This is a genomic window from Streptomyces solincola, assembly GCF_002982015.1.
In the GTDB taxonomy this organism is placed as follows: Bacteria; Actinomycetota; Actinomycetes; order Streptomycetales; family Streptomycetaceae; genus Streptomyces; species Streptomyces solincola.
This window is the reverse complement of record NZ_PVLV01000045.1, coordinates 1-12,548: the sequence shown is the minus strand read 5'-3', so window position 1 is coordinate 12,548 and position 12,548 is coordinate 1. Positions and strand designations below refer to the sequence as shown.

Here is a 12,548-nt window from a genome sequence, read left to right as displayed (position 1 = left end):
TCAAACTCCCGCTGTCGATCCTCAACACCCTGGTCTGGCGCGGCCTGCCCACCGAGCGGACCCTCGCCGCGCCCGCGGTGACCGCCTGGGTGCACGGCCTGCGGGACGGCGACCCGTTCCTGACCGACGAGTGCCGGGTGGTGCTGCTCGGCGAGGTCGCCTCGGTCGCGGTCGAGCACCCGCTGTACGACCGGCTGCCCGAAGTCCCGTACCAGTACAAGGAGCTCCTCGGCGCGATCTGGCGCGAACCGCTGAAGCTGCCGCCGGGCGAACGGGCCCGCACCCTGGCCGCCCTCCTGCACACCGACCCCGACGGCCGGGCGTTCACCGCCGAGCTGGTCGCCCGTTCGGGCCTGGAGCCGCGCGAGTGGCTGCGCCGGCTCTTCGCGGCGCTGCTCCCGCCGCTGCTGCACTTCCTCTACCGCTACGGCACCGTCTTCTCCCCGCACGGCGAGAACGCCATCGTGGTCTTCGACGAGCGGGACGTCCCGGTGCGGCTGGCCGTCAAGGACTTCGTCGACGACGTCAACGTCAGCGCCGTGCCGCTGCCCGAGCACGCCCGCATGCCCGACGAGGTGCGGGAGGTGCTGCTCACCGAGGAGCCCGGCTTCCTGACCCAGTTCATCCACTCCGGGCTCTTCGTCGGCGTCTTCCGCTACCTCGCCCCGCTGTGCGAGGAGCAACTGGACGTGCCCGAGGCGCACTTCTGGTCACTCGTCCGGGCGGAGATCCTGCGCCACCAGCGCCGCTTCCCGGAGCTGGCCGACCGGTTCGCCCTCTTCGACCTGCTCACCCCGCGGATCGAGCGGCTCTGCCTCAACCGCAACCGGCTGCACCTCGACGGCTACCGGGACCGGCCGGAACGCCCGCACGCGGCCGTGCACGGCACCGTGCCCAACCCGCTCGCCGACCCCGGACCGGACGACCGGTACTGACGACGCGGCGCTCGGGCCCGATCATCTGCCTCCGGATCTGATCGGGCCCGGCCCCGGGGACGGGTCGGTGATCCACCGACCGGGGACCGGTTGTCAGTGCCGCCCCGTAGGGTGGACGGGCTATGACGAAGCCATCCCTCTCCGAGCTCCTGCACGCCGCCGTGACCGCCGTCGGCGGCGTGGAGCGGCCCGGCCAGACCGCCATGGCCGAGGCCGTCACCGAGGCCATCGACGACGGCTCCCACCTGCTGGTCCAGGCCGGCACGGGCACCGGCAAGTCGCTGGGGTACGTCGTGCCGGCCCTGGCCCACGGGGAGCGGGTCGTGGTCGCCACCGCGACGCTGGCCCTCCAGCGCCAGCTCGTGGAGCGCGACCTTCCGCGCACGGTCGAGGCGCTGCACCCGCTGCTGCGGCGCCGGGCGGAGTTCGCCATGCTCAAGGGCCGGTCGAACTACCTGTGCCTGCACCGGCTGCACGAGGGGATGCCGCAGGACGAGGAGGAGGGGCTCTTCGACCAGTTCGAGGCCGCCGCGCCGTCCAGCAAGCTGGGCCAGGACCTGCTGCGGCTGCGGGACTGGTCCGACGACACGGAGACCGGGGACCGCGACGACCTGACCCCCGGCGTCTCGGACCGCGCCTGGGCGCAGGTGTCGGTCTCCTCGCGGGAGTGCCTGGGTGCGTCGAAGTGCGCGTACGGCGCGGAGTGCTTCGCCGAGGCGGCGCGGGAGCGGGCCAAGCTGTCCGACGTGGTGGTCACCAACCACGCGCTGCTGGCGATCGACGCGCTGGAGGGCGCGCCGATCCTGCCGCCGCACGAGGTGCTGATCGTCGACGAGGCGCACGAGCTGGTCTCCCGGGTCACCGGCGTCGCCACCGGCGAGCTGACCCCCGGGCAGGTCAACCGGGCGGTGCGGCGGGCGGCCAAGCTGGTGGACGAGAAGTCCGCCGACCAGCTCCAGACCGCGTCCGAGGGGTTCGAGCGGCTGATGGAGCTGGCCCTGCCGGGGCGGCTGGAGGAGATCCCGGAGGACCTCGGGTACGCGCTGACGGCGCTGCGCGACGCGGCCCGCACGGTCATCTCGGCGCTGGGCAGCACCCGGGACCGCTCGGTGCAGGACGAGGACGCCGTCCGCAAGCAGGCCCTCGCCTCGGTGCAGAACATCCACGACGTGGCCGAGCGCATCACCCTGGGCTCGGAGTGGGACGTGGTCTGGTACGAGCGGCACGACCGCTTCGGGGCCTCGCTGCGGGTGGCGCCGCTGTCGGTGTCCGGGCTGCTGCGGGAGAAGCTGTTCACCGAGCGCTCGGTGGTGCTGACCTCGGCCACCCTCAAGCTGGGCGGCGACTTCAACGGCGTCGGGGCGTCGCTGGGGCTGCCGCCGGAGGGCACGGTCGGCGCGGAGGGCGAGGAGCTGCCGAGCTGGCGGGGCATCGACGTCGGCTCGCCGTTCGACTACCGCAAGCAGGGCATCCTCTACGTGGCCCGCCACCTGGCCACCCCCGGCCGGGAGGGCAGCCGCGCCGACATGCTGGACGAGCTGGCGGAGCTGGTGGAGGCCGCCGGCGGCCGCACGCTCGGGCTGTTCTCCTCCATGCGGGCCGCCCAGGCGGCCGCGGAGGAGCTGCGCGGCCGGCTGGACAAGCCGGTGCTGCTCCAGGGCGAGGACACCCTGGGCGAGCTGATCAAGAACTTCGCGGCCGACCCGGAGACCTGCCTGTTCGGCACGCTGTCGCTGTGGCAGGGCGTCGACGTCCCCGGGCCGAGCTGCCAGTTGGTGGTCATGGACCGTATTCCGTTCCCGCGTCCGGACGATCCGCTGATGAGCGCCCGGCAGAAGGCCGTGGAGGAGGCCGGGGGGAACGGCTTCATGGCGGTCGCCGCCACCCACGCGGCCCTGCTGATGGCGCAGGGCGCGGGCCGGCTGGTGCGGGCCACGGGGGACCGCGGCGTGGTCGCCGTCCTCGACCCCCGGCTGGCGAACGCCCGCTACGGCAGCTACCTCCGCGCCTCCCTGCCCGACTTCTGGTACACCACCGACCGCAACCAGGTCCGGCGCTCCCTCGCCGCCATCGACACCGCCGCCCGCACGTCCGCCGGCACGGCCTGACGCTGAAGGGAAGACTGCCGCCGCCGCGGCGGACGGAGACGGCTGGGCGCCCGCGCAGGGGGGTGGCAGGGACGCACTCGCCACCGCCCCTGTACGTCCGCCGGTGCGGCTGCCCGCCCGATCGCCGGTAGGGCTGGCCGCACATCGGCTGGTACGGCCGTCTGACGGTCGCCCGCACATCGGCCGGTACGTCCGCCCGCGCCGCCCAAGGGCCGGTACGCAGGGCGGTCGCCGTGCCATGGGCGCGCCTCGCCCGGCCGGCAGCCCCTGAGCGTCGGTCTCGCGACCCAGGGCAAGGGCGGGAGCGGACCACCCTGGGCAGAAACGGCCCCCGACACGGGAGGGGCTGGCCCCCGGCCACCGGCAGGAGCAACCCGACCCCGCGCGGGAACGGCCCCGGTCCCGGAAGAGAATGGCTCCAGCCCCGGCCGGGAACGGCCCTGCCCCCGGGCAGGAGCAACCCCGACCCCGGGCGGGAACAACCCCGGCGGGAACGGCTCCAGCCCCCTGTTCAGGGCGACCCCGGCCCCGGTCGTGGGCGACCCCGGACAGGGGCGGGCCCCGGAACCGGCGCAGTGGGTTCCGGGGCCCTGTCGGAGCCGACGGTGCGGGGGCGGCGGCCCTCACACCCGCCGGAGCACGGCGACGACCTTGCCGAGGATGGTGGCCTCGTCGCCGGGGATGGGCTGGTAGGCGGCGTTGTGCGGGAGGAGCCAGACGTGGCCGTCCTCCCGCTTGAAGCGCTTGACGGTGGCCTCGCCGTCCAGCATGGCGGCCACGATGTCGCCGTTCTCCGCGACGGGCTGCCGCCGGACGGTGACCCAGTCGCCGTCGCAGATCGCCGCCTCGATCATTGAGTCGCCGACGACCTTCAGCACGAACAGCTCTCCGTCGCCGACCAGCTGCCGGGGAAGGGGGAAGACGTCCTCCACCGACTCCTCGGCGAGGATCGGCCCGCCGGCCGCGATCCGGCCCACCAGCGGCACGTAGGAGGCGGCGGGCTTGCCGGTGGTGTCGGCGGGCTGGGTGCTCGGCTGGTCGGAGCCGCGCACCTCGTACGCCCGGGGGCGGTGGGGGTCGCGGCGCAGGAAGCCCTTGCGCTCCAGCGCCATGAGCTGGTGGGCCACCGACGAGGTGCTGGAGAGGCCGACCGCCTGGCCGATCTCACGCATCGACGGCGGGTACCCCCGGCGCTGCACCGAGTCCCGGATGACCTCGATGACCCGCCGCTGCCGGTCGGTGAGGCCGGAGCTGTCCGCCCTGATGCCTGGGGGGCGCCCGGGCAGTGCGCGGGCGGGCTTGGCCCCCTCCGGGTCCGTGGCGGCGGGGTCGCTGACGGCGCGCACCTGCTCGAAGCGGCTCGGCGGCTCGAAGCGGCCCTGCGAGCGGTCCTGTGCTGCCTGGGCGGTGATGGTGGCGGCACTGTCTGCGGTGGTGGTCACGTCAGCCCCTCTCGAATGGTCTCCCTAGCTAGCCAACGGTAGTAGCTTTCGAAAGGTTGCGCCAAACACACGTTCGAGTGAAAAATCAAGAATTGGCTTACCTGTACGCCTGGCGAGGTGTATGTGCGATCGCTCAGGTGTCCACCACGGCTCCGACGGGCGGTACCGACGGGTGCGCCTTTCGGACGCCTCCGCCACGTTATCCGCCGCGCCGGCGGCCTGATCCGCCGGGCGGGGTATCCGGGGTCGGGGCCGCGCCGGGGTTCCCGTAGGCTCTGGGACGGCTCCGGCGCTCTCCCCGGCGTATCCGCGTTCTGCGTGTCGTTTCGGGGGTAGACCCCAGATCTAGTGGTTGGATTGCCGCGGCCGCCCACAAGTAGTGGTGCCCCGTCTTCCGGGGCGGAGGTCATCGCCTATGCTGGTGGCTGCTTCGCGAGGCTCCGAAAGGGGCTCGGCGAGGCTGTTCAGTCGTGCTGTGTGAGGAGGGTTCGGACCATGCACTGCCCCTTCTGCAGGCACCCCGACAGCCGGGTCGTGGACAGTCGGACCACCGACGACGGCACGTCGATCCGACGGCGCCGCCAGTGCCCCGACTGTTCCCGCCGCTTCACCACGGTGGAGACCGCTTCCCTGATGGTGATCAAGCGCAGCGGGGTCACCGAGCCCTTCAGCCGCACCAAGGTCATCTCCGGGGTGCGCAAGGCGTGCCAGGGGCGCCCCGTCACCGAGGACGCGCTCGCCCAGCTCGGGCAGCGGGTCGAGGAGGCGGTGCGGGCCACCGGCAGTGCCGAGCTGACCACGCACGACGTCGGACTGGCCATACTCGGACCGCTCCAGGAACTCGACCTCGTCGCGTACCTGCGCTTCGCCTCCGTGTACCGGGCGTTCGACTCACTCGAGGACTTCGAGACCGCCATCGCGGAACTCCGCGAGCGGCGGCCGCACGGCACCGAGGACGGGAGCGGGACGCCGGCCGGCGTCCCCGTCCCGGCCAAGGCCGCCGACTGACGCCGCGGCCGGCCGCGGGATCCCGCCGGCCGGCCGACGACCGCACGACGCGGCGCCCCGGGGACGGGGACGCCGCACGAGCGGCGCGGCGCCCGGAGACGGGCGCCCCCGCTCCGTACGACTACCGGCCGCTCCGGCGTGAGCGGACGGGACGCCCGGGCGAGCCCGGGCGCCGGCCCCTTCCGGCCCCGGTCTGGGAGGCACGGCCGCAGAAGTGGGACGACCGCCGGGCCGGACCGCCGGGAGGCGGACCGGCCCGTGCGCCGGGGAGCGACCGCAGGGCGGCGCGAAGACGTGTCACGGTCACCGTGCGTGGTGGCCGTGGCGACAGACAGAAGAGGGTGCCCGGGGAAGTTCCGGGCACTCCGAGGTGTTTTGCCCGTATATGGGAGGCGGCATGACAGAGACGGCGAGCAGCCCGGCACGTGGGACCCGTACGAAGGGGACCAAGGCCGGCAAGGGGCTGCGTATCGAGCGCGTCCACACGACCCCCGGTGTGCACCCGTACGACGAGGTGGTCTGGGAGCGTCGTGACGTCGTCATGACCAACTGGCGGGACGGCTCGGTCAACTTCGAGCAGCGGGGCGTCGAGTTCCCGGACTTCTGGACGGTCAACGCGGTCAACATCGTCACCAGCAAGTACTTCCGCGGGGCCGTCGGCACCCCGCAGCGCGAGACCGGGCTGAAGCAGCTCATCGACCGGATCGTGAAGACCTACCGCAAGGCCGGCGAGGACTTCGGCTACTTCGCCTCGCCCGCCGACGCCGAGATCTTCGAGCACGAGCTGGCGTACGCCCTGCTCCACCAGATCTTCAGCTTCAACTCCCCGGTGTGGTTCAACGTCGGCACGCCCCAGCCGCAGCAGGTCTCCGCCTGCTTCATCCTCTCCGTCGACGACTCCATGGAGTCGATCCTCGACTGGTACAAGGAAGAGGGGATGATCTTCAAGGGCGGCTCCGGCGCCGGTCTGAACCTCTCCCGCATCCGCTCCTCCAAGGAGCTGCTCTCCTCCGGCGGCAACGCCTCCGGCCCGGTCTCCTTCATGCGCGGAGCCGACGCCTCCGCCGGAACGATCAAGTCCGGTGGCGCCACCCGCCGCGCGGCCAAGATGGTCATCCTCGACGTCGACCACCCCGACATCGAGGACTTCATCAAGACCAAGGTCACCGAGGAGGAGAAGATCCGCGCGCTGCGCGACGCGGGCTTCGACATGGACCTGGGCGGCGACGACATCACGTCCGTCCAGTACCAGAACGCCAACAACTCCGTCCGCGTCAACGACGCCTTCATGAAGGCCGTCGAGGAGGGCGGGAAGTTCGGGCTGCGCGCCCGGATGACCGGCGAGGTCATCGAGGAGGTCGACGCCAAGTCGCTCTTCCGCAAGATGGCCGAGGCCGCCTGGGCCTGCGCCGACCCCGGCATCCAGTACGACGACACCATCAACCACTGGCACACCTGCCCGGAGTCCGGCCGGATCAACGGCTCGAACCCGTGCAGCGAGTACATGCACCTGGACAACACCTCGTGCAACCTGGCCTCGCTGAACCTCATGAAGTTCCTCAAGGACGACGGCCTGGGCAACCAGTCCTTCGAGGCCGAGCGCTTCGCCAAGGTCGTCGAGCTGGTCATCACCGCGATGGACATCTCCATCTGCTTCGCCGACTTCCCCACCCAGAAGATCGGCGAGAACACCCGCGCCTTCCGCCAGCTCGGCATCGGCTACGCCAACCTCGGCGCCCTGCTGATGGCCACCGGCCACGCCTACGACTCCGACGGCGGCCGCGCCCTGGCCGGCGCGATCACCTCGCTGATGACCGGCACCTCCTACCGGCGCTCGGCCGAGCTGGCCGCGGTCGTCGGCGCGTACGACGGCTACGCGCTGAACGCGACCGCGCACAAGCGGGTCATGCTCCAGCACGCCGACGCCAACACCAAGGCCGTCCGCATGGACGACCTGGACACCCCGGTGTGGGCGGCCGCCACCGAGGCCTGGCAGGACGTGATCCGGCTCGGCGAGAAGAACGGCTTCCGCAACTCCCAGGCGTCCGTGATCGCCCCCACCGGCACCATCGGTCTGGCGATGTCCTGCGACACCACCGGCCTGGAGCCCGACCTGGCGCTGGTCAAGTTCAAGAAGCTGGTCGGCGGCGGCTCGATGCAGATCGTCAACGGCACCGTCCCGCAGGCCCTGCGCCGCCTGGGCTACCAGGAGGAGCAGATCGAGGCGATCGTCGCCCACATCGCCGAGCACGGCAACGTGGTCGACGCCCCCGGTCTGAAGCCCGAGCACTACGAGGTGTTCGACTGCGCCATGGGCGACCGCTCCATCTCCGCGATGGGCCACGTCCGGATGATGGCCGCGATCCAGCCGTGGATCTCCGGCGCCCTGTCCAAGACGGTCAACATGCCGGAGTCGGCGACCGTCGAGGAGGTCGAGGAGATCTACTTCGAGGCCTGGAAGCTGGGCGTCAAGGCGCTCGCCATCTACCGCGACAACTGCAAGGTCGGCCAGCCGCTCTCCGCCAAGAAGAAGGAGCAGGAGAAGGCCGAGGTCACCGAGAAGGCCGAGGAGACGATCCGGGCCGCGGTCGAGAAGGTCGTGGAGTACCGCCCGGTCCGCAAGCGCCTCCCCAAGGGCCGCCCCGGCATCACCACCTCCTTCACCGTCGGCGGCGCCGAGGGCTACATGACCGCCAACTCCTACCCGGACGACGGCCTCGGTGAGGTCTTCCTGAAGATGTCGAAGCAGGGCTCCACCCTGGCCGGCATGATGGACGCCTTCTCCATCGCCGTCTCGGTCGGCCTCCAGTACGGCGTGCCGCTGGAGACCTACGTCTCGAAGTTCACCAACATGCGCTTCGAGCCGGCCGGCATGACCGACGACCCCGACGTGCGGATGGCGCAGTCCATCGTGGACTACATCTTCCGCCGTCTGGCGCTGGACTTCCTGCCGTTCGAGACCCGCTCGGCGCTCGGCATCCACTCCGCCGAGGAGCGCCAGCGCCACCTGGAGACCGGTTCGTACGAGTCCCCCGAGGAGGAGGTGGACGTCGAGTCGCTGGCCCAGTCCGCCCCGCTCCACCGGGAGACCCCGGCCGCCGCCTCCCCGGCGCAGGCCCCGGCCCCTGCCCCCCAGCAGGCCCACACCTCGGCCGAGCTGGTCGAGATGCAGCTCGGGATCAGCGCGGACGCCCCGCTCTGCTTCTCCTGCGGCACCAAGATGCAGCGCGCCGGCTCCTGCTACATCTGCGAGGGCTGCGGCTCCACCAGCGGCTGTAGCTGATCCACGCGGTACCGGCCCGGGACCCGTCCTGGGCCGGTGACCGAGAGGGGCGCCGGCCCGTGGCCGGCGCCCCTCCCGTGCGCACGGGGAGGGACGCCCTTCGCGCGTGGGGCCCTTCTCGTGCGTACGGTCCGGGTGGCGGTCAGTCGTGCGCGGCGCCCATCAGGGTGGCGAAGGCGCGCGGGTCGGCGTCGAAGCCGCGCAGCAGCGGGCCCCACCGCCAGGCGCCGGCGCCGCCGTCCGCGCGCGTGAACTCCGCGATCGTGGCCGCGGTGGCCGCGCCGAGGCCGTCCAGGCGGTGGGCGTCCAACTCCTCGTAGCCCTCCTTGACCGACACCTGCGCGTCCGCCACGTCGGCGAAGGCGATCCGCCCCTGCCCCTGCTGGATCGCCACGCCCACCACGACCCGCCCGTACGCCGGTGACAGCCGCTCCAGCTCCAGGGTCATCACCTCGTCCGAACCGAAGCCCTGGCCGGTGCGGCTGTCCCGGTCCAGGGTGATGGTGCCGTCAGGGGAGCGGCTGCCGAAGTGCACCAGGTAGGCGGGTGCGCCGTGCGGGTCCTCCCGCGGGTACACGGCGGCGATGATGTCCAGGTCGTGGTCGGGGGCGCCGGCCGGGCTCGGGTCCCACCGCAGTGTCACCTGCACCTTGCCGACACCCTTGTTGAGACTGCTGGTCACGCCTTCCCCTCTCGTCCGCGGCCACCGGCGGCGGTCGCCCAGCGCCGGGCCGCCTCGTCAACCCCCGCCCGTCAACCTCCCCCGAGGGCGGGGCCGTTGCCATGGTGTCATGCGCGGCATTGTGCCGAGGCGGACGGCGCGGGGGCCGTACGATGGCGCGGTGCTGGTCAAGTGGATTCGCTGCACCGTCGTGGACCGGCGGGGGTTCGAGCGCGCGCAGCGGAAGTGGGCGGGGCTGCTGGGCGAACCGGGCTTCCGCGGGCAGGGCGGCGGCTGGAGCCGGATCCGCCCCGGAGTCGCCCATGTCTTCGCCTTCTGGGAGAGCCGTCCCTTCTACGACTCCTTCATGGCGCGCTCGCACGACCGGCTCGCCGCCGCCCAGGTGGGCACCTACACCAAGCCGCAGGCCAAGCTGTTCGAGCACCGCTTCGACGTGAAGACCGGCTTCGAGCCGCGGTTCACCGACGCCGACGTGGTCCGGGTGGCGCACAGCAGGATCCACGAGGAGCGGGTCGAGCACTACGCGCTGATGCAGGAGAAGGTGTGGAACCCGGCGATGGCCGGTTCCCCCGGGATGCTGCGCGGGCTGTTCGGGGAGGCGCCGGGGCATGAGTTCCTGGTGCTGTCGATGTGGCGGTCGGCCGCCGAGCACGGCAAGTACCGCGCCGAGCGGGTGGAGCGGCTGGCCCTGCGGGCGCAGATCGAGGCGGACGTGGCCGCGCTGACCGGGGACGTCGTCGACCTGGAGCCGGCCTGGACGGTCTGACCACCGGTGCGCCGGTCGTCACCCGGTGGGCGGGGGCCCGCCCCCGTCCGGGCGCGGGGCGGGCCAGGCCATAAGGTCGGGGCATGGCACGACCGCGGCGCATCGTCCTCGTACGGCACGGCGAATCGGAGGGCAACACCGACGACACGGTGTACGAGCGCGAGCCCGACCACGCGCTGGGGCTCACCGACCGGGGGCTGCGGCAGGCCGAGGCGGCCGGCGACCGGCTGCGCGAGGCGTTCGCCGGCGAACGGATCAGCGTCTACGTCTCGCCCTACCGCCGCACCCACCAGACCCTCCAGGCCCTGCGGCTGGATCCCGCGCTGACCCGGGTGCGCGAGGAGCCCCGGCTGCGGGAGCAGGACTGGGGGAACTGGCAGGACCCCGCCGACGTACGCCGGCAGAAGGCCAAGCGCGACGCCTACGGCCACTTCTTCTACCGCTTCGCCCAGGGCGAGTCCGGGGCCGACGTCTACGACCGGGTCGGCGCCTTCCTGGAGAGCCTGCACCGCAGCTTCGCCGAACCGGACCACCCGCCGAACGTGCTGCTCGTCACCCACGGGCTGACCATGCGGCTGTTCTGCATGCGGTGGTTCCACTGGTCGGTGGACGAGTTCGAGTGCCTGCGCAATCCCGCCAACGGGGAGACGCGCACGCTGCTGCTCGGCGCCGACGGCCGCTACGCGCTCGACCGGCCCTTCGAGCAGTGGCGGGACCCGGAGCCGTACGGGACCACCGGTTAGAGTGGCAGTGCGATGACGGCTGACTCCTCTTCCCGCTCCGTGGACGGTCCCCGCACTCCCGGCGACCGTCCGACCCCCTCCCTCAGTCCACTCGGCGGCTCCGCGGCCGGTGCCGCCGCCCCAGGCCCGCTGGACCGCGCGCTCGCCAGCCTGCGCGGCCTGTCCGTCGGCGACGCCCTGGGCTCGCAGTTCTTCGTCCCGGCCCACTACCCGCTGCTCAAGCGGCGGGAGCTGCCGCCCGGGCCCTGGCAGTGGACCGACGACACCGAGATGGCCTGCTCCGTCGTCGCCGTCCTGGCCTGCCACCACCGCGTCGACCAGGACGAACTCGCCCGCTCGTTCGCCCACCACCACGACGTCGACCGCGGCTACGGGCCCGCGGTCAACCGCATGCTCCGCCTGGTCCGCGAGGGAGGCGACTGGCGAGAGCTGGCCGCCGCGCTGTTCAACGGGCAGGGCTCGTGGGGCAATGGCGCCGCGATGCGGATCGCCCCGCTCGGCGCCTGGTACGCCGACGACCCCGAGCAGGCCACCCACCAGGCCGAGATCTCCTCGTACACCACCCACCAGCACCGCGAAGCGGTCGTCGGCTGCATGGCGGTCGCCGCCGCCGCCGCGCTGGCAGCCCGTCCCGAGGGGCCGCCGACGCCGGAGGAACTGCTGGACGGCGTCGTCGCGCTGGTGCCGCGCAGCGCGGTCGGCGCGGGGCTGCGCCGTGCCCGGGACATGCTCGACTACGGCGACGCCGGCACGGTCGCGGCGGTGCTCGGCTGCGGCCGGCGGACCAGCGCCCACGACACGGTGCCGTTCGCGCTGTGGTCGGCCGCCCGGGCGCTGGGCGACTTCGAGACGGTGTTCTGGACGACGGCCCAGGCCGGCGGAGACATCGACACGACCTGCGCGATCGCCGGCGGCGTGGTGGCCGGCACGCCGGCGGGCCGTCCGCCCGCGGAGTGGCTGGAGCGCACGGAGGCGCTGCCGGACTGGGTGACGTCAGAGGCCTGAGGCGCCGGCCTGAGGCCGGGACCGAGGCGGCGACCCCGCCGGGGTCACTTGTCACGGTCCTGCCACAGCGCACCTCCGTGAGCTGCGGCGGGGCCTTTCCGGGCTAGCCTTTCGGCCACACCGCCGCCTTGATCACCAGCGGGCGCGCGAACAGTCACCGGAGCCCGGGCCGCAGGTCGTACGCCGCTGATCGGCGGACCCGAGCGTCCGACCGGGAGGGGGCCCGTGTCCGACACACCGTCGTCCGATCCGTCCGATCCGTCCGATCCGGCCACACCATCCAGTCCGTCTGCTCCGACTGATCGATCCGATCCAGCGGAGCCGTCCAAGGGCGCGGACATCCAGGGCGCCGCCCATCCGGACGATGTCCTTCCGCGTCAGCCTCAGCCGGGCAGCGATCCGACTCCGGTTCCGACTCCCGCTCCGGCCCCGGCTCCCGCCCCCGCTCCGGCTCTCGCTCCGAGTCCTGCTCTGGTCGATGCAGGAACGATTCCGCCTGGTGGGGCCGAGGCCGGGCCGCCGCGGACCGGCTCCGGAGCGGGTGGGCCGCGCGTGTCGGGGACGCCCTCGGCTGGT

Annotated in this window: 9 protein-coding genes; 7 read left to right on the top strand and 2 right to left on the bottom strand. The window is 72.8% G+C overall.

Features of this window, described 5'->3' with window-relative positions:
• Both C6N75_RS03245 and C6N75_RS03240 read left to right on the top strand, forming a co-directional pair.
• Positions 1–935: IucA/IucC family protein (locus C6N75_RS03245; protein ID WP_322888026.1), on the top strand; the 935-nt coding region annotated here is incomplete at its 5' end.
• A 122-nt stretch (positions 936–1,057) separates the two neighbouring features.
• Entirely contained in the window at positions 1,058–3,043 is a 1,986-nt protein-coding gene (locus C6N75_RS03240; RefSeq protein WP_105867302.1) for an ATP-dependent DNA helicase, read from the top strand.
• 623 nt (positions 3,044–3,666) lie between these two features.
• Here C6N75_RS03240 and lexA read toward each other — a convergent pair.
• A complete protein-coding gene (lexA, locus tag C6N75_RS03235) occupies positions 3,667–4,485 on the bottom strand; it encodes a transcriptional repressor LexA (RefSeq protein ID WP_105867301.1) in 819 nt (272 codons plus the stop codon).
• Between the two features lie 495 nt (positions 4,486–4,980).
• On the opposite strand from lexA, the gene nrdR reads away from it, so the two are divergent.
• On the top strand, positions 4,981–5,493 hold the full coding sequence (nrdR, locus tag C6N75_RS03230) for a transcriptional regulator NrdR (RefSeq protein WP_105867300.1): 513 nt from the start codon (positions 4,981–4,983) through the stop codon (positions 5,491–5,493).
• A gap of 397 nt (positions 5,494–5,890) precedes the next feature.
• On the top strand, positions 5,891–8,776 hold the full coding sequence (locus C6N75_RS03225; protein ID WP_105867303.1) for a vitamin B12-dependent ribonucleotide reductase: 2,886 nt from the start codon (positions 5,891–5,893) through the stop codon (positions 8,774–8,776).
• 142 nt (positions 8,777–8,918) lie between these two features.
• Here the strand turns inward: C6N75_RS03225 and C6N75_RS03220 are convergent, their stop codons facing one another.
• Complete coding sequence (locus C6N75_RS03220) at positions 8,919–9,458, bottom strand: TerD family protein (protein ID WP_105867299.1); 540 nt, start codon at positions 9,456–9,458, stop codon at positions 8,919–8,921.
• 160 nt (positions 9,459–9,618) lie between these two features.
• Here C6N75_RS03220 and C6N75_RS03215 point away from each other — a divergent pair, with 160 nt between their 5' ends.
• The 3 genes from C6N75_RS03215 to C6N75_RS03205 all read left to right on the top strand — a co-directional run bounded on the left by C6N75_RS03215 (position 9,619) and on the right by C6N75_RS03205 (position 11,972).
• Positions 9,619–10,224, top strand: coding sequence for a YdbC family protein (locus C6N75_RS03215; protein WP_105867298.1), 606 nt, complete (start codon positions 9,619–9,621; stop codon positions 10,222–10,224).
• 83 nt (positions 10,225–10,307) lie between these two features.
• A complete protein-coding gene (locus tag C6N75_RS03210; RefSeq protein ID WP_105867297.1) occupies positions 10,308–10,967 on the top strand; it encodes a histidine phosphatase family protein in 660 nt (219 codons plus the stop codon).
• A gap of 12 nt (positions 10,968–10,979) precedes the next feature.
• Positions 10,980–11,972, top strand: a complete 993-nt coding sequence (locus tag C6N75_RS03205) for an ADP-ribosylglycohydrolase family protein (protein WP_105867296.1) — start codon at positions 10,980–10,982, stop codon at positions 11,970–11,972.
• Positions 11,973–12,548 lie beyond the last annotated feature (576 nt).